General features: G+C 43.2%; 10 protein-coding genes. 6 read left to right on the forward strand and 4 right to left on the reverse strand.

What is annotated here, in order from left to right; genetic code table 11:
• Nucleotides 1-174: 174 nt before the first annotated feature.
• Nucleotides 175-1,014 (forward strand): lipoate--protein ligase family protein, encoded by an 840-nt coding sequence (locus AC58PV_RS27890; protein ID WP_497435976.1) that lies wholly within the window; start codon nucleotides 175-177, stop codon nucleotides 1,012-1,014.
• Nucleotides 1,015-1,296: 282 nt separating this feature from the next.
• Here the strand turns inward: AC58PV_RS27890 and AC58PV_RS27895 are convergent, their stop codons facing one another.
• From AC58PV_RS27895 to dat, 4 genes are all read right to left on the reverse strand, one after another.
• Nucleotides 1,297-2,091 (reverse strand): ABC transporter ATP-binding protein, encoded by a 795-nt coding sequence (locus AC58PV_RS27895; protein ID WP_497435978.1) that lies wholly within the window; start codon nucleotides 2,089-2,091, stop codon nucleotides 1,297-1,299.
• A complete protein-coding gene (locus AC58PV_RS27900) occupies nucleotides 2,091-3,005 on the reverse strand; it encodes an ABC transporter permease (RefSeq protein WP_497435979.1) in 915 nt (304 codons plus the stop codon). Before AC58PV_RS27900 ends, AC58PV_RS27895 begins: the two co-directional genes overlap by 1 nt.
• Nucleotides 3,006-3,074: 69 nt before the next feature.
• Nucleotides 3,075-4,082 carry an ABC transporter substrate-binding protein gene (locus AC58PV_RS27905; protein WP_497436028.1) on the reverse strand — a complete coding sequence of 336 codons (1,008 nt, stop codon included), beginning with the start codon at nucleotides 4,080-4,082 and terminating at the stop codon, nucleotides 3,075-3,077.
• A gap of 331 nt (nucleotides 4,083-4,413) precedes the next feature.
• Nucleotides 4,414-5,244 (reverse strand): D-amino-acid transaminase, encoded by an 831-nt coding sequence (gene dat / locus AC58PV_RS27910; RefSeq protein WP_497435980.1) that lies wholly within the window; start codon nucleotides 5,242-5,244, stop codon nucleotides 4,414-4,416.
• Between the two features lie 280 nt (nucleotides 5,245-5,524).
• Between dat and AC58PV_RS27915 the strand changes: the two genes are divergently transcribed.
• The 5 genes from AC58PV_RS27915 to AC58PV_RS27935 all read left to right on the forward strand — a co-directional run bounded on the left by AC58PV_RS27915 (nucleotide 5,525) and on the right by AC58PV_RS27935 (nucleotide 22,755).
• A complete protein-coding gene (locus AC58PV_RS27915; protein WP_497435981.1) occupies nucleotides 5,525-8,164 on the forward strand; it encodes an adenosylcobalamin-dependent ribonucleoside-diphosphate reductase in 2,640 nt (879 codons plus the stop codon).
• A gap of 182 nt (nucleotides 8,165-8,346) precedes the next feature.
• Nucleotides 8,347-9,117, forward strand: a complete 771-nt coding sequence (locus tag AC58PV_RS27920) for a TniQ family protein (RefSeq protein WP_497435982.1) — start codon at nucleotides 8,347-8,349, stop codon at nucleotides 9,115-9,117.
• A gap of 1,395 nt (nucleotides 9,118-10,512) precedes the next feature.
• Nucleotides 10,513-12,165: a glycoside hydrolase family 43 protein gene (locus AC58PV_RS27925; protein ID WP_497435984.1), complete on the forward strand. Its 1,653-nt coding sequence runs from the start codon at nucleotides 10,513-10,515 to the stop codon at nucleotides 12,163-12,165.
• A 486-nt stretch (nucleotides 12,166-12,651) separates the two neighbouring features.
• Nucleotides 12,652-15,663, forward strand: a complete 3,012-nt coding sequence (locus AC58PV_RS27930; RefSeq protein ID WP_497435985.1) for a glycoside hydrolase family 2 TIM barrel-domain containing protein — start codon at nucleotides 12,652-12,654, stop codon at nucleotides 15,661-15,663.
• A 261-nt stretch (nucleotides 15,664-15,924) separates the two neighbouring features.
• Entirely contained in the window at nucleotides 15,925-22,755 is a 6,831-nt protein-coding gene (locus AC58PV_RS27935; RefSeq protein WP_497435986.1) for a CBM96 family carbohydrate-binding protein, read from the forward strand.
• Nucleotides 22,756-22,857 lie beyond the last annotated feature (102 nt).

Here is a 22,857-nt window from a genome sequence, read left to right on the forward strand (position 1 = left end):
CCTCGTAAATGTCGAATACTTGCTAGTATGTCCAGAGAAGAATCTTTCATAACTTTCCCATGTAAGAGTTTTACTGGGGTTGTGCCCAAGGTCGAACGTGGAACATGAATATGATATGATAGAGGTTAGTTTTGGTAAAAGGTGACGTTGTACAAGAAAGGAAGAGGAGTTTAGATGACAGCTTGGCGATTTATACATACAGGAGATCGATCTCCTGCTGAAAATATGGCTTTAGACGAAGCAATACTTACCGCACACAGTGAGGGCAAAGTTCCGCCAACGGTGCGTTTCTATGGATGGAATCCCGCTACGCTATCTATTGGTTATTTTCAAAAGGCGGCAGAAGTGGACCAGGAAGCAGTAGCGAATGAGGGAATTGGCTTTGTGAGACGGCCTACTGGCGGAAGAGCTGTGCTGCACGATAAAGAGCTAACGTATAGCATCATCGTAGCCGAAGATTATCCAGGCATTCCACGCAATGTGACGGAAGCTTATCGGGTGTTGAGCGAGGGGTTATTGCAAGGTTTTCGCGCACTAGGACTTGCAGCAGAAATGGTACAGCTCGCAAGCGATGAGGAAAAAGAGAAATACGCCTCCGCTGGCTCTGCGGCATGTTTCGATTCACCTTCGTGGTACGAGCTCGTTGTAGAAGGCCGCAAAGTCGCAGGCAGCGCACAGGTGCGGCAGAAAAACGTGGTCTTGCAGCACGGCTCCATCTTACTGGATATGGATACGGATCAACTATTTCGGATGCTGCGCTTCTCGAACGAGAAGGTGGCCGATCGCATGAAACAAAGCTTCCTGAAGAAAGCGGTGGCGATCAATGAATTGCTGCGCGCACAGGGGAAGAGGGAAGTGACGATTGGCGAAGTGGAAGAAGCGTTTCGGCGTGAAATCGCGCTAGGGCTCGGCGTTGAACTCGTCGAGTCATCGTTGACGGAATATGAGGTAGAATTGACGGAGCAGCTTGTTGCTGAGAAATATGGTACGGATGAGTGGAATTTACGGCGGTAAAATTTCGTGAAGGGTTGGCGAATTGAATAGATGGATTTTATGCAGGTAATTGACTGGAAAATGATGTTTTAATAAGAATAACTGGATTTTATGTAGGTAAAATTGCGGATTTCCAGCTTAATGATCAGAATTCGTAATTATAGATGTACATTTTCCATTTATTTGAGTCTTAGCTTGAAAATCATTCAAAATAGATGGAGTTTTTCCAGTTAGATGCTTCCATCTACATAAAAGGACAGCCCTCAAGTAGATGAAACTACGCAAAGGGCTGTCCTTTTTCAATTAACCAAGTACAACGCGGTCATCCGCTAACTTATTGCCACTGATGTGTTCAAACTCACCAAGCAGCTGCGCTACGGTGAGGTCTTTCTTCCGTTCCTCGTTCACATCCAGAATGATGCGGCCTTTATCCATCATGATCAGGCGATTGCCGAGGCGTATCGCTTGCTCCATATTGTGCGTGACCATGAGCGTGGTCAGCTTCATCTCCCGCACGATTTCCTCGGTCAATCGTGTGATGAGTTCAGCCCGCGCGGGATCGAGCGCGGCGGTGTGCTCATCCAGCAGCAGAATCTGCGGCTGGGTGAACGTCGCCATGAGCAAGCTGAGGGCTTGGCGCTCGCCGCCGGAGAGCAGCCCCACCTTCGCGCGCAGGCGGTTTTCCAGGCCGATGCCGAGGCGCTGCAGCTGCTCCAGGAACAGCGCGCGTTTCCGCGCGTTGGTGCCGAAGCTCAGCCCGCGCTTCTTGCCGCGGGCGAACGCCATGGCGAGATTCTCCTCGATGGTCATTCGAGGAGCCGTCCCCGCCATGGGGTCTTGAAAGACGCGGCCGACCCAGCGGCTGCGCTGGTATTCCGGCAGATGGTGAATGACTTCACCATCGATCCGCACTTCGCCGGCGTCCGGCGTCATTACGCCGGAGATGATGTTCATCAGCGTCGATTTACCGGCGCCGTTACTGCCGATGACCGTGACGAAGTCACCGGGCTTCAGGGTTAAGTTAATGCCGATGAGCGCGATTTTCTCATCGGCGGAACCAGGATTGAAGAGCTTGGAGACATGCGAGAGTTGCAGCATTATCGCTTACCTCCTTTGTTCATTTGCAACGCGAGCTCGAGGAGCTCTGCGGAGCGTTTCTTGGCATTCGCTTTTTGCTTCAATGCACGCTGCACAGACGGAAGAACGAGCGCGATAATAACGATAATCGCGGTGATTAACTTCAAGTCGGACGCTTTCAGCCACTCGACGCGAAGTGCCAATGCGACTACAATCCGGTACACGATAGAACCGAGTACCGCAGCTAGTGTCGCTTGGAAAACCGAACGAGCGCCAAATATCGCTTCCCCAATAATGACGGAAGCTAGTCCAACTACGATCATCCCGATACCCATCGAGATGTCGGCAAAGCCTGATTGCTGCGCGATGAGCGCACCGGATAGTGCGACTAATCCGTTCGATAAGCTTAAGCCGAGAATCGTTGTACGGTCCGTGTTGGCACCGAAGCTGCGAATCATCCGAGCATTGTCGCCTGTGGCGCGAAGCGCTAGGCCAAGATCGGTGTGGAGGAAAGCATCGAGCAATAATTTGAACACGATGACAATGATCAGTACAACCACGATTGGCGACATGGAGGTAAACAAGGTATCTACCCCAAGAAGCGAAATGTTCGGCTTGCCCATGATGCGCATGTTAATGGAATACAAGGCAATCATCATGAGGATGCCGGAGAGAAGCCCGTTTATTTTACCCTTCGTATGAAGCAGTCCTGTGCAAGCCCCAGCAATAAGTCCACCTGCAAAAGCGGCTAAACAAGCAAGAATCGGCGAATAACCATTAGCGATCAGAATGGCAGCAATGGCACCGCCTGTTGTAAAACTCCCGTCTACCGTGAGATCGGGGAAATCAAGAATACGAAACGTAATATATACGCCAAGCGCCATCAACGCATAGAGTAGTCCTAACTCGACAGCCCCCGTCATGGAATCCAACATAAATGTCCCTCCCTACTTTGAAAAAAAGGGATGAACGAAAGTGACGTTCACCCCTTTAGTGTCTGACTATTACTGAATAATGTTTTTCTCTTTATCTTTTACAGCAGCTTTCATTGCATCCGTTACTTCGATGCCTTGTGCTTTCGCTGCTTTTAGGTTTAGGATTAGATCCATTTTGTCTGGGACGGTTACTTTCATGTCAGCAGGTTTTTTACCGTTTTTCAAAATATCAACAGCCATTTGACCTACTTGGTAGCCATGATCGTAGTATTTGAAACCAACAGTAGCGAAGGCTCCTTTTTCAACGGTGTCACGGTCACTGGAGAAGAAAGGGATTTTCTTGTCGTTGGCAATTTGAATGATACCATCCACACCGCTAACAACTGTGTTATCCAGTGTAATCAAGAAAGCGTCGACGCGACCAACTAGGGATTGCGCAGCTTGTTTGACTTCTGACGTATTCGTTACAGGCGCTTTCACAAGCTTAATTCCGTGTTTGGATAAAGAATCTTCAGCATTTTTAGCCATAATCACCGCGTTAGGTTCTCCTTCATTGAGGACAAGTCCAACCGTTTTAATCTTAGGCATGTTAGCTGCAACGAAATCCATCAATTGGGCAATCGCCATGGGATTCGTATCGGATGCACCGGATACATTGCCGCCTGGCTTATCAACATTGGTCACGATCTTAGCTGCAAGCGGATCTGTAACAGCTGCAAAAAGAACCGGAGCTTTCTTCACTTGCTGAACTACTGCTTGTGCCGATGGCGTTGCAATCCCAAGCACGAGATCGTTGTCAGCGGAAGCTATTTTTTGAGCGATAGATAAGTTATTCGGTTGATCACCTTGTGCGTTGTTGAAGTCAACTTTCAAGTTCGTGCCTTCTACGATGCCCGCATCCTTAAGTGCTGCAAGGAAGCCTTGGCGTGTAGCATCCAAAGATGGATGTTCAACAATTTGCGAGATCGCGATCTTGTACGTTTTGGATGCGGCTGCTGTAGCTGCCGGCGTTGATGATGCTGCGCCGCCTGCAGCAGGTGTTGGCTCAGCCTTTTGACCGCAACCTGCTACGACCATTAATGCTGCTGATAATACGAATGATACGAGTGCTTTCTTTTTCAATTTGATTACCCCTCTCGTAAGTCACACTTGTTGCTTGGACGCATTGCTCGCCCACCACTTTAACGCTTTTGTTAAGCAAAGTATGTAGGGGCGAGTTGTCCAAGTTCTTTTATAATTAACCATAGTTTAATTGGGGTATAGGGCTTCCGTCAATTGTTTTATCCGTATTTGTGATTTTTCTGTAAACATTTGGATTGGGCTGTCTAGATAAAGAAGAGAGCAACCTTGAAGTCCATGGAGATGACTAGGGTTGCTCTTGTATGTGGTGTGGAGGCGTCTGCGCCTGCTAGTAGAGAAAAGTTCTTTCAAATTCGGCTTGAAGCCGCTGAGTCGTTGGACCAGGTGTTCCCGTGCCGATGAATTGTCCGTCTACTTGGAGGATTGGCGTGATTTCTACCGTTGTCCCTGTGATGAAGGCTTCATCCGCTTGCAGAAGCTGTTCGGTCGTGAAAGGTTCTTCTTTCACTGGTATTTGTAAAGCATGAGCTAATCTAAGTACAACTGCCCGCGTAATTCCATGCAAAATCAAATGATTCGCAGGATGCGTATAGAGCACCTGATCCTTCACCATCATCAAATTCGAAGCGCTGCATTCGGTGACTGTGCCTTCTCGATGCAGGACGACTTCTTGCACGCCATGATCAAGCGCAGCTTGTTTGGCAAGTACATTAGGGAGCAGATTTAGGGTCTTGAGGTCACATCTGAGCCAGCGAATATCAGGCTGCGTGATAGCCTTTATGCCATTTTGAATCGAAGCTAGTGGGCGTTTCACTTCAGAGCAGTAAGCCAGCATAATCGGCTCAGCCTTTGTCGGAAAAGGATGTGCGCGAGGCGCTTCCCCACGCGTGATTTGCAAATAAACGGTGCCTTCGGTGAGGGTGTTTTGTTGAATGAGTTTATTCAGTATAGTCAATATTTCATCACTTGAATGTGGAAAAGAGAGGCGAACTTCACTAGCAGTTCGTTCAAGCCGCTGCATATGTGCAGCACCCTCATAAATCTGTCCATTGTATACCCGAAACACTTCGTAAATCCCGTCTCCGAAATAATAACCGCGATCATCAGGTGAGATTTGGATATCTTGTTTATGTATGAATTGGTCTTTATAAAAATACATGAGCATGCACTCCTTAGGAATAAAATGTTATTGGAACATATGTTCTAAATGTTGGCCTTATGTGGTATCCTACTTATAGGTTAACAAAGGATGAGAGACGCGTCAAAGCTAGCAAATCTGCAACTAGAGTGAATTTGGTTCTTTTGCCAATGGTACATCCATATGTTGTGTAGTATAATAATTTGGCACTACCATATATTGAGAATTATTGGCTAATGACTCTTGTAGTGATTATCTTAATTGCAGCAGAATTTGCACTTTAATTGGGAGGCTTATGTTCATGGGGAATGTGTATGAGAGTAAGAAGCTAACAGGATTGAGTGAGAAAATCTTTTTGGATCGCTATGCACTTAAGAATGCGGACACAAGTCATGCGAAAGTGGGAGACACCGTTCTTGTACTGACGAAGGATGATCCGAAATTCCCAGCCAAAGAAGTTGGCGAAATTATTAGTCGTGAAGGAAATACCGTGAAGGTTCGTACACGCAGTGGGGAAACCGTTGAATCTGCAGTTGAGAAACTAACGTTAAATATGGAAAAAACACCAGAAGAAATGTGGGACCGTTTGGCAGGAGCGATGGCTTCTGTGGAGAAAACACCGGAAAAACGTCAGGAATGGACGGATAAATTTCGGTATATTTTAAATGATTGGAAACTTGTCCCTGGTGGTCGTATTGCGGCGGGCGCGGATGCGAGTGACGAGTTGACGTTATTTAACTGCTACGTGATTCCTTCTCCGAAGGATAGCCGTGGCGGCATTATGAATACATTGACTGAAATGACGGAAATCATGTCGCGTGGAGGCGGCGTCGGTATCAATCTATCCTCGCTTCGTCCAAGACGTTCGGTCGTGAAAGGCGTGAATGGATCGTCCAGCGGGGCTGTCTCGTGGGGCGGATTATTTAGCTATACGACGGGATTAATTGAGCAAGGCGGAAGCCGGCGCGGTGCGTTAATGCTAATGATTAACGATTGGCATCCGGATCTGGAGGATTTCATTACGGTGAAGTCCACGATGGGACAAATTACGAATGCGAACTTATCCGTATGTGTCAGCAATGGTTTCATGAAAGCAGTGAAGGAAGATTTGGAGTGGGAATTGGTGTTCCCGGATACAACCGATCCAGAATACAATGAACTGTGGGACGGAAATTTGGATGCGTGGAAGAAATTAGGCAAAGCTGTTAAGCCTTATCGTACCGTTCGCGCGCGTGATGTGTGGCATTCGATCATTGAGTCTGCTTGGAAATCAGCAGAACCAGGCGTCGTGTTCCTGGAGTATTACAACCAAATGTCGAACAGTTGGTATTTTAATCCGATTATTTGTACGAATCCGTGTGGAGAGCAGGGACTTCCTGCATGGGGTGTTTGTAATTTATCAGCGATTAATCTGTCGAAGTTCTATGATGCGGAGAAGCATGATGTAGATTGGGAAGAGCTTGCTACCGTCGTGCGTTACTCAACGCGTTTTCTTGATAATGTGATCGACAAAACACCGTATCATTTCGAAGAAAATCGAGCAAATCAACAAAATGAGCGTCGTGTAGGACTCGGTACGATGGGTCTGGCGGAGCTTATGATTCTTTTGAAAATACGGTATGGCAGCCCTGAATCCCTCGTGTTCTTAGACAAGATTTATGGATTTATGGCCAGAGAAGCGTATCTGGCTTCATCTGAGATTGCAGGCGAGAAGGGATCGTTCCAAGCCTTTATCGAAGATAAATTTATGGAAAGCGGCTTTATGCGCAAAATGACTGAAGTATATCCTGAGGTCAGGGAGGCCATTCATCGGAATGGCATGCGTAACGTTACCGTTATTACACAGGCACCAACCGGAAGCACAGGAACGATGGTTGGCACATCGACAGGGATCGAGCCCTACTTCGCATTTGAGTACTATCGTCAAAGTCGCCTAGGCTTCGATAAACAGTATGTGCCGATTGCTCAGAATTGGAAGGACGCGAATCCAGATCAAGATCTGCCGGACTACTTCGTTACTTCGATGAGCTTGTCTGCTGAAGATCATATTCGTGCACAAGCTGCCATTCAGACTTGGGTAGATAGCTCCATTTCCAAAACGGCGAACTGCCCTGCTGATTTCACGGTTGAAGAGACGAAGCGACTTTATGAATTGGCTTACGATTTGGGTTGTAAAGGCGTGACCATTTATCGCGATGGCAGTCGTGATGTACAGGTGTTGAGTACAAGTTCGGATTCAGATAAAAAAGAAGAAGTGAAGGCTGAGGTACAGCCGGAGGTTGCTCCAGTCGCAGTGGCAGCAGAAGCTGTGGTGGAGAAAGAAAGTTTGGCTTCCATTTCTGGTAAGTTAGCAGTAAACGTGGATGCGAAGACGGAGCAAGTCTTCGATAAGCAATACAAGCGCCGTCCGCAAATTTTGCGTGGCGCTACGTATAAAGTGAATACCCCATTCGGTATGGCGTATATTACCATTAATGATATGAACGGAACGCCAAGCGAGATTTTCCTCAACGTAGGAAAAGCAGGCTCTGACGTGTTCGCGATGTCCGAAGCACTCGGACGCGTGTGCTCCTTGTTCTTGCGTTATGGCGATCACGGCGACAAAGTGAAGCTGCTCGTGAAGCACTTGAAAGGCATTGGCGGCTCCGGCGCCATCGGTTTCGGCAACAACCGTGTCGAGTCGATCGCAGATGCGGTTGCCAAAGCGCTCGAGCAGCACGACGAAGTGATGAGCGAGCCTGACGACGCGCGGAACTACGTGACCGCGACGAGCGAGGTCGTGGAGGCAGCTCCTGTGGCAGCTGCACATAGCGGGCACGCTGCTCCAAGCGCGACGAGTGTCGCGGCGATGGACTTGTGCACGTCGTGTGGTTCCGCTTCGCTAGTGAATAGCGAAGGGTGTAAGAATTGTATCAACTGCGGGTATAGCAGATGTAATTGATGAGAATCCAGGGCGGGAGCCCTGGATTTTTTGTGAAATTCCATAATTCTTTAGAATTGTTCCATAATCCCTTAGACGATTTGTTTCAGAATTCATTGGAATTAGTTTTTTATGCATATAATTGAATAAAAATACACCAAGGTATAAAAAAGGTGTGATTTTAAGATATGAATAGGTGGAGGTTGTCTCGAAGAACAAATATAATAAACGACGAATCGATTGAAGGTTTTTTACTAAGATTATCTCAGATAAATGGATACAATGAGATCGATAGTCATAGAAAGTTGTGTTATCACTATTCCTCAATTTTAAAACAAATTAGTAAAGTTAATGAAAACTTCAAAAACACTAATGATTTATTTTACCGACTAGCAGAGGCATTAACAGGCACTGAAATATCAAATCGAAATAACTATAGAAGAAATTTGTCTAGTAAAGGATTACTTCTAGGTGAAGACTTAATTAATTATCCATTGGTAACTAAATACTGTCCAGATTGTCTCAATGAACGAAAATATCACAGAATCCATTGGTCAATGATCCCAGTAATAATATGTGATACACACAAGTGCTTCCTGAAGCACAAATGCCCTTTATGTCATCACTCTATTGATATACTATTTACAATTACAGGAATTTGTAAGAATTGTGGTAGTAATATATCAAACTTTAAAAATAAATTAGCCAATAATATAGAAAAATTATCGGGAGAGTTCTTAGGAGAGCACCCTTTTCTAGTCATCAGAATTCGTGATGTTGATTTAGATATCATCAATGAGTACTTAGTGCTAGCAGATGGATTATTAAGTAATTGGCCAGATAGCTTGGTTAAATATATTGAAGTAAACATGATACCTGATGAAGGGGAAAAATTTATAAACAAGGTTTTCTACACCAAACACGAGGGGAGAGTGATGTGTAAAATAAACTTTTTGAATGAGATTAAGATCTGAATTATTACTTTGTAAATGAGCTCAACAGACAAAGTTCATGAAGTAACAAATAAAGATTTTGAAGCGATATGAAACGAGATATAGCTGACGAATAATGGTGGCCACTATCAAGGATATGGAAAAGAATACAAGACGTTTATCCAAGTGAGTAATAATAAAACACCATTAGAGGGTTATTGATAAGAGAAAAAAATTAATAACCGAGGGGAATACACGATGTACGCTCTTAAGCAGAATGAAAATATTAAAAGGTGCTACTTGGTCAGATAATATTCATCGTCGTTTTCGATGAGAGTTTCGTTTATATAAGGGTGATATAAAATTATACATCCACATATCCTTGTCCCGCGGCATTTCTGATGTTAAAAACAAAATGTAGGAAAATCGAATCCCAGTAAGTTCCATGAACATAAGTGTAGTAACGGTAAATTATTTGGTATGGACTTCTTTGCTCAGCATCCTTAAAAGGATGGCATGTTAAAAATATAAACTATTAGAATGAAAATTAAATTATTAGACTAGGGAAAGATAGAATGAGGCGAGCCGAACTTATAATGGGAAGCACATTATCTATACGTGACATAAATGATTTGAAAATCAGAAATAATCGGCGCATCGAAACGCGCCGATTTGTATTTGCTTTCCATTTTAAGGTAAGGATACTTGCAACTCATTAATATTACCGCCAGACAGCTTAAACGTATGTTTTAAAAACAATGGACTGGGTAGATTAGTTTTATCAAAATCGCCGTCAAGCGACGCGATAACGGCGTAAACGCCATCATGTTCCGTGGCATCTGTTATTTCAAAGCGAACATGAGCACCAAAGATATCGGTTTTACTCCTTATTTGTGTTGCTCAAGCAGAACGGGTTTGTTTACAGAACCTTAACTTGCTGACAAGACTAAGCACTTATGAGATTGAGATTTTGGAGTTACCGTTGATTTACCATGGAATGTCGAGAAACAGTGAGAGCTGTTTGTCCGCCTATAATGGCTTTGGATTCAAAGACTGGCACGGGGATCATGGATATATTCAGGAGGTTGAATGAGCAGGGGCGGACGATTATTGTGATTACGCATGATCGGCAGGTAGCGGAGCATGCGAAGCGAGTTGTAAGGTTTCGGGATGGGCGATTAGTAGATGACATGGTTTAATAAATTGTGATAAAACATATAAGCAATAGATTAGGGCCTTACGAGAAATCGTAGGGCTATTTAATTTATCTATGTAAATGGTTCTAGATAAAGATGTCTATTAGTCCGATACTGCTGCTAACACCCGAATAAGTAATACAGTTGAAATTAGCCAGTAAATTAGTAGGATATTGCCTATTCAATGTAAGGGAACACTTTTATAGTTAAAAATATATTTTAAGATAAGGGGATACATGTTATGTCCATAGTGCAGAATCCGATTTTACCAGGCTTTCATCCTGATCCGTCTGCGGTTCGAGTAGGCGATACTTTCTATATTGCGAATTCAACATTTGAATACTATCCGGGAGTTAAAATCAGTTCTTCAAAAGATTTAATTCAATGGCAAACCGAGGCATATCCACTAAATGAAGATCGACTGCTTAATATGATGAATCAAGATGCTTCATCGGGTGTTTGGGCGCCATGCTTGTCTTACTCCAATGGCATGTTTTATTTGGTGTACTCTAACATTCGTACTTTTAAATTGGAAGGTAAAGAAGGGATTCCATTCCATGATGATTACAATTTTTTAATTACAAGTACTAGCTTGGATGGTCCATGGAGTAATCCCATCTATTTGACGGGATCTGGTTTTGATGCTTCTATGTTTCATGACGATGACGGAAGAAAGTGGCTGTTATATGCCAAATGGTCTTGGAGGAAAGAACCTGGAAGCGAAGGGCAACATGCCGCTGGATTTTATGGGATTGCCATGCAGGAATATGATCCAAATCAACAAAGACTTATTGGCGAAGAAAATATTATTTTCAAAGGGACAGAAAAGGGGTTAACGGAGGGGCCACATCTATATAAGAAAGATGGCTATTACTACCTGTTAACTGCAGAAGGTGGAACAGAATATGAACATGCCTGTACGATTGCGCGTTCAGAGGATATTTGTGGTCCTTATGAGATCCGACCCGGCAATCCTTACTTATTGACGGCAGCAGGGAATCAGGAAGTAGGACTGCAAAAATCAGGCCATGGTGCACTTTTTACCGGTATTTACGATGAATGGTATCTCGTGCATTTGTGTGCAAGACCGATAAAAAAAGACGATGATTTAGTTTATTCTAGAGAAAATTCTTTTAGTGTACTGGGGCGTGAAACAGGTATTCAACCTATTGAGTGGAGAGATAGTTGGCCATATATTTTAGGTGGAAGCAATGCTCCATTAGAATCGTTTGAAGTACCTTATGAAAGCAATAGTAAGGAAAATCCTTCGAAAGAATTCATATATAATTTTCAAGATGCGCATATATCGAGTGATTTCTTAAATCTAAGAATATCAATGGGGAATGATTACTTTACTACCATTGAGCGTGAGGGGTACTTACGCATATATGGTAGAGATTCTATTGTCTCAAGACATCAGCAAGCGGCCTTGTTTAGAAGACAGCAAAGTTTTTACTGTGAGGTTGAAACTTGTATGGAATTCGAGCCGGATAGCTATCAGCAACTAGCCGGCATTTTATATCGTTATAATGAAGCAAATCAATATTATGCGTATGTGTCGTTTGATGAAAAAAGTCAGAGGAAATACTTAAGTCTGATGTGCTTTGATCAAGGATTTTTCATAAATTCGACTTCCGCGCCATTATTTTTTGATCATCAACAGATTTATTTAAAAGTTAAGGTGGAAAAGTCTATTGCATCGTTTCTATATTCTTTTGATGGAATTCATTGGTCAGGGTTAGGGGAGTCATTAGATGCGCTTAAAATCTCGGATGAGTACTGTTGGCCGGGCTTTACTGGCGCCATGTTTGGTATATCTGCACAAGATTTTACGGGTAGAAGAAAGTCTGCAGATTTTAAATATTTCACTTACCGGAATGCAAGAACTGAATAACAGAGGTCTCTCTCATTAGGAAAGTAGGTTTGGAACTATCTGAATGAAATAGTTCCAAACCTACTTTTGGTTTTCTTGTCTTATGGGTTAAGTATAATCTCAGCAAACTGCATGCGATATTGAGTATTTGCCTGTAGGTAAGGCATATTTGAATGCGTTTTCATAAACTTGCTTTACAGTTGAGCTAAGAGAAAAAGCTGAATTCACAGAGAAGTACGTTGTAAGAGCAAGTGAACAGGGGGAATTAATCATACAGATCAATCTTGCACCTTGGGAATTGGTTTCTTTAACGCAATTTTTAAAATAGTGGTGTGTGATTTATGTGTATGGAAATATTGTAGGGAAGGAAAGCCTCACGAGGATTCGTGGGGCTTTTCAGTCGAATTTCCCTTGGTTTAAATTGGTTTTTGCCTCTACAGCTAATAGGCTTCATGACATAATGAAGGGATAGAAGTAATATTTTAGGTATAGAATGGAGCGACACACGTGATTAAAGTAGAGAAATACTGGGAAAACCTTAAGGTTATGCATGTTAATCGAGAGGAGCCAAGGGCGTACTATATTCCGTATAACAGCAGTGAAAATGCGAACTCCGGAAAACGGGGACAGTCTCCCAACTATCAAACTTTAAATGGAAGTTGGAAATTTAACTATCTTCCCTCGGTGAAAGAGGTAGAAGATGACTTTTATAAAGAAGATAAAGATGTAAAAAGCTGGGATGATTTGATCGTCCCATCGTGCTGGCAAACGAATGGCTATGATCAACTTCAATATGTGAATTACAATTATCCTTTTCCTTGCGATCCGCCTTTTATGCCTATTGAGAATCCAACTGGCTTATACGTGCGAGAATTTATGGTCTCTAATCAATGGGAGAATAAGGAGAAGTACGTAGTTTTCGAGGGAGTAAACTCCTGTTTTTATGTATGGATCAACGGCACATTCGTAGGATATAGCCAGGGCAGTCGGATGCCGGCTGAGTTCCTTGTTTCACCATATCTGAAGAGCGGCAAGAATCGGATGTCCGTTATGGTGTTAAAATGGTGTGACGGCTCGTATTTAGAAGGGCAGGATATGTGGCGATTCTCGGGTATTTTCCGTGATGTGTATATGCTTGCGCGAGACAAGGCTCATGTACGTGATGTATTTAATAAACAACAGCTCTCTGATGATTTTCAAAAAGCAACCCTGTCCTGCGAGATTGAAACTACAGGTCCCATAGAGGTAACAGTTGAGCTGAAGGATGCATCTGGGCGAATTGTTAGTTTGGGTGAGGCCTCGATAGACGGCAAAGGAAGCATTCCGTTGGTAATAAATAATCCTGAGCTGTGGAACGCCGAAAATCCTTATCTGTATAGCTTATATGTATATGCCAGCAACGAGGTACTGACGTTCACTGTCGGGTTTAGGTTCATTGCTGTTCAAGATGGTGTGTTCACAATCAACGGACAGGCTGTTAAGCTCAAAGGGGTCAATCGCCACGATTCTCATCCTGAGCTAGGAGGGACGATTCCGGTCAATCATATGATCAAAGATTTAGTGGTCATGAAGCAGCACAATATTAATACGATTCGTACTTCTCATTATCCGAATGATCCTAGGTTCTTAGAACTTTGTAATAAGTACGGGTTCTATGTCATAGATGAAGCTGATTTGGAGTGTCATGGCGTGTATAGTGCCGGTCCCTTCAATATACTCAGCATCAACCCGGATTGGAAGAAAAGTTTCATGGATCGCATGACTCGAATGGTGGAGCGAGATAAGAATCAGGCTTCTGTAATCATGTGGTCGCTTGGTAATGAGTCTTGGTATGAAGTAAATCATATAGCGATGGCGGAGTGGGCGAGAAATCGGGATACATCTAGGCTGATCCACTATGAAGGTGCGCAGTATCCGCGGGTTGAAACCAATCCTAACGAAGAGAGTCTTGATTTGGTTAGCCGTATGTATGCATCACCAGCAGAGATTGAGAAATATGCGCTAGATGATACGAACTCAAAACCGTTGCTTCTCTGTGAATACAGTCACGCGATGGGCAATGGTCCTGGCGATCTGAAGGATTACTGGGATGTCATTGATGCGTATCCAAAACTGATGGGTGGCTGTGTCTGGGAATGGGTCGATCATGGTATGAAGACACAGACAGCTGAAGGAATACATTACTTCGCTTACGGTGGAGATTTCGGAGAAAAACTACATGACGGAAACTTCTGTATTGACGGTTTAGTCACACCAGATCGTAAACCGCATACAGGATTGTTGGAATATAAAAAAGTGATAGCTCCTATAAAGATTGAAGCGGTACAGTTAGCCGAGGGTAGGATTCGGATCACGAATCGGTATGATTTTACAGATTTAACTCATGTATCTGTGCACTGGAAGGTGGAGGAGGACGGCGTAGTCGTACAACAAGGTTGCTTGGACGATTCAGATGTTGCTCCTCACACAGAATCAATTGTCAGAATTCCATATGAATTGCCAGAAGTGAGTGCGAACCGTTACTTCCTTACCTTAACCTGTAAGATGAAGGTCGATACTTTATGGTGTGAGGCAGGCCATGAGCTAACTTTTGAACAATTCGAGCTGCCTGTTGAAAGAATAGAGGCAGTCGTGGTGCCTTCTTTGGCCCCAATTCATGTCACTCAAAACGGGCACCTTGTAGCAATAGAAGGTTTTGATTTCCAACATGAATTCGATTTGTACGACGGGACTTTAACACGGATATCCAAACATGGATTACAGTTGCTTCAATCTCCGGCTACCTTCAACATTTGGCGAGCTCCGATTGATAATGATGCGCACCTGAAGCCAAAATGGTTACAAGAAGGCTATGATCAAGCCATTATGCGCGTATATCGCTCTGAAATTATTGAACAGACAGAGAATTCAGTATCTATTGGTGTTGATTTTTCACTTGGCGGTTATATAAAATATCCGATTCTACATGGTCAATCCATCTGGCAGTTTGACAGCACTGGTAAGATTAATCTCCAGGTTAATGTAAAAGTCAGAGAAGGCTTGCCATTCTTGCCTCGCTTTGGTTTGAAGCTTACTATGCCGCAAGGAACAGAAGAGGTCGAATATTTTGGATTCGGGCCACAAGAAAGCTATATAGACAAGCAGCATAGCGTTAAGAAAGGAAAGTATCTCCAGACAGTTGATGAGCTGTTTGAGCCTTATATCCGACCTCAGGAAAACGGCTCTCGCTTTGGAACGGAATGGGTGAGTGTTTCTAACTGGCAGGGAATGGGATTGAATTTTACTAGCGATAAGGCATTCTCATTCAATGCGGCTCACTATACACCAGAGGATTTGGCGGCAGCCTCGCATCATCACATGCTGGTGAGGCGGGAGGAGACGATCGTTCATCTTGATTACAAGATGAGTGGAGTAGGCTCACATTCATGTGGACCTGAGCTGGCTCCGCAGTACAGACTGGAAGAGAATGAGTTTGAATTTAAACTCGTAATTAGGCCTGTTTTTAAGGAAGATGAATAGGAATTTGTTTTACAATTCAATAAAATAAGCGGGGCTGCTTCAGGGTCTAATGACCTTTGGGGCAGTCCCGTTTGCATGTTACCAAATGAATAGTAGGAATTAAGTACTATTATAATAGAAATTCGCCTCTTAAATTGTAGGCACATTTCATATAATAAAATCATTACCAACATAAAGAAAGAGGGAAGGGATATATCGCCATAAACAATAAAGTGTGCAGAAGTAGTCATTTTGTGAAAAGTAATAAGGGAGGGTTTTAACTTGAAGAAGCAACTATCATTGTTATTGATTTTAAGCATGCTAATTTCCATATTTGCTACTGCTCCTAAACCGGTAAATGCAGAAGATTTCATACTGACAGAAGATATTACTTTATTTCCGGAAGCGGATACATTTGTGAGAAGTGGGGCTGCAACTACTAATTATGCAAGCGATACCAGTTTGACAGTTGGAAGTGGCCGCATTTCCTATTTACGATTTAATTTGTCAGGGCTTCAGGGAACGATTTCGAATGCCGCACTGAATTTGTATAGAACGGATAGTTTAACCACGAATACGATGTCCGTAACTCATATTGTGTATGACGATTGGTTAACGTCGATGAACTACAATACGAGAGTCGATAGCAGAACAGGTGCTAAAGGGGATGTGTTAGTTGCTTCTTTCCGACCTACTGGCAAAGATACGAGCACAAGAGTTACCTCAACCGAACTGACGAATAAGGTGAGCTCAGAGTTTCAAGGGGATAAAAAAATAACACTCATGATCGATACAACTGGAAGCGTTGCCGATACTTTTAGTTCTTCTAGAGGGAGCGTCAAGCCTACGTTGGTCGTGACAACATCGAGAGTAGCCACACCTGATGAGGTGGCCCAACTAGACTTAAATGATCTTGGATTAAGCGATGGCACAGTGATAACAAGTAATTTATTGTTAGTGGGTAATAGGGGTTCCTCAATTACTTATAAATCCAACGATCAATCTGTCATTTCGAATGATGGTAAAGTAACCAGACCAAACTGGTTTGCGGGTGATAAAACCGTACAACTTCAAGTGACGTCTACTTTTACATCTTCCTCCCCAAAGATAAAAACAGTGAATGTTAAAGTTACCAGGGATCCTGCTTCTGATCCGGGCTTACTGGCAGAGGGGGATTTGGCTGCATTAAATTTATACAATGGCAAATATATCAATAATGACATGTCTACACAAGGGGCTAAAGGATCTCTATTTTCATATGTTAGCAGTAATCCCAACGTGATCAGTTCAGAGGGATATGTAACCAAACCGCTGCCTAATGAAAGTACTGCAACTGTTCAAGTTACGGTGTATGGCAATAACCAAGGCGAATTGAGATGGGGAACTTACAATTTGATTGTGAGTGCACTTCAACCACAGGAACCTGGCATACAAGAGAGTCTGCCAAGTGTACTAGCCGTAGCAGACCAATATGCAGCGGAGGCGAAAGTTGGTAATGGCCCCGGTCAAGTGACACAAGCGGCATATGATGCATTTGTTGCTAAAATTGCGCGGGCACGGACTAAAATTGGTGATCCACATACCGACTATCGCGCAACCATTAACGGAGTGATTGCAGCAGGATCTGCGTTGATTAAAACATCGGGATTATCCTATATTTTTACAGATGCTAGCAAAAATACAGTTGAATATTCCGTCTATCGTCAAACATTAAAAGAGACGGTCTGGCAAGCAGAAACCTTGCTTGTCATTCAACCTGAATATAACACGGAAGAAGCAAAAGCTGCACTGAAATATCAGATTGAATTAGGCAAATCATTGCTAAACAATACGTATGTTTTACCCTTTGCCCACAATCGGCAGTTTAGGAATCCACGTGTCGATGATACGATTCAAACGATGTTGAGCTATTCAACGTTTGTTTCTGGTTATCCGGAGGATAACGGTTTCTATGGTATTCAACCTGTCATTCAGTGGTATAAAAATGCTAGCTATCTCGGTCGGCATTATTCTACAACGAGCCTTTATCCAACAGCCGATACCTTCGTTAGCGGACTTAACGCTGGTACCAATTATGGAACGGCTACTACCCTGCAATTGCAAGGTGATACTTTCCGAATGGCGTACTTGAAGTTTGATTTGGGTTCAGTGGGGAACGATATCCTGAGCGCTAAATTGAAATTAACAAATGCTAAATCGAATAATGAAACGATCACGATAAATGTGAATGCGGATGACACATGGAATGAGAACACGTTTACTCGTAACAATGCGCCGAAAGCAAGCGATAACAGTACGATATTGGTTGGGCCACAAGTGTTAACAGGCAATCTTGGCGGCAATTGGGATGTCACTAACGCAGTTGCTGATGAAAAGGCAAAAGACGGCCTGATCACATTTACAGCACGAGTCAATTCAGGGACTACTCATGAATTTTATTCACGAGAGGCTGCTAACCAAAGTTATTGGCCGGTGATCACCATCACGAGCCGAACGATGGATACAATGAAAGTGAAAGAAACATATGATCAAGCAGTCCAGTATGCGGAAGAACTAGTTGGGAACGCGGTAGTGGGTAGCCAAGCTGGGCAATATCCACAGCAAGCTGCCCTCGATAAAGTGAACTCCGTTCTTGCTGAGGTGAAAACGGCCTATGCTGGCTCCGATTCTTATGTTACAGCTAAATCAATTGTTCGGTTATATAATGCTGCACGCGAGATGAGAAATACGCAAGTGCTTCGTTTGCAGAATGACCCTGGGTCTACCTTATTCTATACATCTGAAGAGCTTCAGCAGTTCAAAGAGGATGTTACGCATTCTCCCTTGAAAGAACAATATGATTACTTGAAGTCATTGTCTGATCAGATGTCGATAAATGATCTTAAAGAAATGAATGAATTAAACATCACAGATCAGCTAGATTATAATGTACTGAACAATAAATTTAAAATTTGGACTGGTATGAAAAACGTTAGTTTCACAGCTCCAGCAGGTGCAAAGTCTGCTACGATGGAAATTACATTACCGTCCTCATCGAATGAGCAAGATGGTTTGGGCCATGTCTGGGTAGACAATTTAAGGATATATCCGACTACCTCTTCGGGTGATTTACAGGTGCCTAATGCAAGTTTTGAAGGGGACAATGTTCCTAGTTGGAGTCCAGTGGTTATAAAAGGAAACCCTGTTCTCACAGTTGAAAAGCGTTCTAATTATGTATTCGCGGGGAATCAGTCTCTGTATATTTCAAATCCAACCGCCAATGATGAGGGCAAATGGAAGTTGACAAGTGACTTTCCACTTACGGCCTTAGATAATAAGTACTCACTTACGTATAATGTGAAAATTGACGGCAGATTCAAAAATGATGTAGGCGTTAATCTCGTATTTACGTTTAAAGATAGTGATGGAAATGTTATAACAACTAACGGTGTTGCTGACACGCGTATCCTTACAGCGAACACACCTTCCGCAATCGGTATTGCAGATAGTAATTTGTATATGCAAGCGGATGCCATCGTCTACGCAGTAACAGGCGATATTCAATATGCGCAGAAAGCGAAATACCGTATGAAATGGCTGTTAAATGACTTCTCTCAAGGCGCCGAGAACTGGTTTGCTGGAGACAAACGGCCTTTTGGGATCGATGCTTATGGTCAAGTACAAGCGGGCAGGAACGCATCGTCACTGGCTTCGACCTATTCATTTATTAAAGATGCCCCTAACCTGTATACGGTTGAAGAGCGAAAAGAATTCTATGGGCAACTGCAATATTTGTTTGATTATTTGACAGATATACGGGATCGACAAGAATTGACTGCGAAACAAAATGCCGATAACACAACCAATTGGAATACCGATATGGCTGTAGGTGCTGGTTTGCTAGCGTTGACAATACCGGATTACCCAAATGCAAGTGCAATTTTGGATAATGCTAAGGCATTGCTCAAAGGACAGATGATATATCACGTAAATAGTGACGGCGGGTGGCCCGAATCGCTACGTTATCACTCAGCTACTTTAGGGAAGATTGCTCCTTTTGTTAGAGCACTTCGTGTTGCGACAGGTGAAGATTGGTTCCCTAAATACATTACTCCGTTGTTCAATTTTCTAATGCTTGTTGAGACACCTGCTTACGAATTTTTTGACAATCAAATTGGAACTCCTGGTTTTGGTGATCATACAACGAGCAATGGCAGTCTTTTTGTTCCGTTCGCAAATTATCTGGACGAAGTGGAGAAAACAGATTCTAAACTGGCTGCTCAACTATACGAAACGTATAAGCGCGCAGGAAGTCCTCTTGGATCTTATGGTGGTGAAGGCATTGCAATTCAAAATTTCTTCTTGCCAACGAATACAGATAACAAGGATAATGTTGGACTTGAATTAGGATCATCTAATTTCACAGGAAGAACTGGTTATCAGATATTCCGCAACAACTATAATAGACCTAACGAGAGCTACTTCGTGCAAATGGCTAGAGAGATTTATATGGGTCATCAGCACGCTGACAATGGATCCTTTCTGTTATATGCCAATAGTACCCCGTTAGTTTTGGATCCGGGTGTCGAAAGTTATTTTGATGGATCAGCAGCTTACTACAGTCAGTCAAACAACCATGCAGTTGCTACTTTCAAGAATGCAAGTGGAGGTTCTATAGATAATCCTGACCTAGTAAAGCAAGAAGATTTCTATACATCTCAAGCTATGGACTATTCTAAGGTTGATCTTAGTTCAACATCAGGTACGTATAAAAGGAACATTGCTTATGTCAAAAATGGAATTGAAGCCTATGTCATTTGGGATCAAATGAAAGGCAACAGCTCGAACGGAAGCCGTTATACATTGCCGCTCGTATCACAGCAAACGAGTGTGAACGGTGTACCTGTGAATTCACAAGGTACGGGTTTTACCGGAACAGGCACCAAAGTGCAAACATCGGGTTTCTATGGAACTGGATTGGAGACGACCATTTTACAACCTTCGAATCCAACTATCAGTATTCAGCAGGGCGGTTCCTCTAAGATGTTCCCTGCGGTCAATGGCCAATATCTGCTCGATATGTTCCGGATTGAAGCGACGGCGGGACAGAATTTCTTAACTGTCCTTTACCCTGTGGCAAATGGCGGGGAGGGTATTACACAAGAGAATCTCTCAGTCAATAACGCAGATGTATCGGCTTATAAGATTCAAACACCTGATGGGAAATGGATGATTGCTGTCGTTAATAACAATAGCGCGGTACAAACTGTAGCTATACCTTCTACAGAGGCACTTGCAGATATGAGATCAGGTTCCATTTATAATTTGGATGGAAATGCAGTGACTCTGCAAATTGCTGGGAACGAGATGATGATTCTGAAATCACAATCTCTCAACACGCCAGTGCCAACAAGCATAGAATACACAGGAAGCACTGAAGTAATGATACCGAATAGCGGCGAAGTGAAGGCAATTCTCACTGGTACTGTGCTTGACCAATACAATAATCTAATTGTGCAATGTAAAAATAAAGCTGTTGATCTATGCGACACCAATTCTCAGGATGTTTCCATTGTGTGGTCTTTAAGTGGAAGTCCATCAGGTGTAAGTTTGGATGCGAATCATGGCATTGTCAAAATAGCAAGCAATGTAACCGATTCGGAAATTGTCGTAATCGCGACAAGTGCTGGAATCAACAAGGAAGTTACGTTGAAACTGGATAAAAGCACAGACCCAGGAACAGATCCAGGAACGGATCCAGGAACAGACCCAGGAACGGATCCAGGAACAGACCCAGGAACAGATCCAGGAACAGATCCAGGAACAGACCCAGGAACAGATCCAGGAACAGTTCCAGGAACAGACCCAGGAACGAATCCAGGAACAGACCCAGGAACGAATCCAGGAACAGACACAGGAACAAACCCAGGAACAAATTCTGGAACGAGCCCAGGAACAAATTCTGGAACTAACAATAATGACAACGTATTTAAGAAAGATATAAAGCTTAATGGACAAACAGCTAGCGTTGCATTAGATGCATCAGAGTGGAAACAGGCAGCGGCACAAATGAAATCTGCAGGATCTGCTCGAATTGAACTATCTGAATCGGCAATAGCTAAAGAATATGAATTAACTATACCAGCAGAAGTAATATCCACACTAACAGAAAGTTCGTATTTGGAAATTGCCACACCATTTGGTGTTGTTCAACTCCCAGCATCAATGATGTCACCAAACACAATATCGCAATCTGAAATCACTTTTAAAATTGCTAAAGTGGATCTTAGTACGATTGGAACTGATTTGCAGCAGCAAATAGGAACACATCCAGTTGTTGAATTAAGTATCCTTGCTGGTGGCAAGTCGATTAACTGGAGTAATTCGGAAGCGCCTGTTACAGTTTCGATACCATACTCGCCAACATCCAAGGAACTGCAAAATCAAGAGCATCTCGTTGTCTGGTACTTGGATGCAGCAGGTCATATCGTTCCAGTAACAAACGGTAAATATGATGCTTCCACAGGTCAAGTGACATTCAAAACAACACACTTCAGTCAATATGCCGTAGCATATGTTACTAAATCTTTTGAGGATATTACTAACATTAATTGGGCGAAGAAGCAAATCGAAGTTCTCGCGTCTAAAGGCATTGTAAATGGTACATCGGATAAGCAGTATAACCCAATGGATCAAGTTACTCGCGCTGACTTCCTTCTATTACTATCTAGAGTGCTGGAACTGAATGCCCCTCTAGGTGAGAGTTTCAAAGATGTTCCAGAAAGTGCGTATTATGCCGATGCAGTTCGAATGGCCAGATCGCTTGGCATTACGGATGGAGATCTGGGGAATAACTTCAACCCACTAGCTCCGATCACAAGAGAGGACATGATGGTCTTAACAGTGAGAGCGCTAAAGGCATCTAAGCAATTGCAATCAAAGGATTCCAGCAAAGCATTAGCCGCATTCACAGATGCCAATATGGTTGCAGATTATGCGAAGGCTAGTGTTGAGGCCCTTATTGCAGCAGGCTTGGTAAGCGGCTATGATCAGGGAATTCACCCTAAAGCAACAACGAACAGAGCACAGGCAGCTGTTCTCATGTACAGCATCTATAACACAATGAACAACTAAAGTTTTATTGGTTTTTGGATGTTTAGATGCGATAAATTCATAAGGATAATCAAAGCAACGGCAGTCTAGGAATCATTTCACATCCTAGACTGCCGTTTTTTC

Source organism: Paenibacillus sp. J22FR83 (assembly GCF_059691955.1).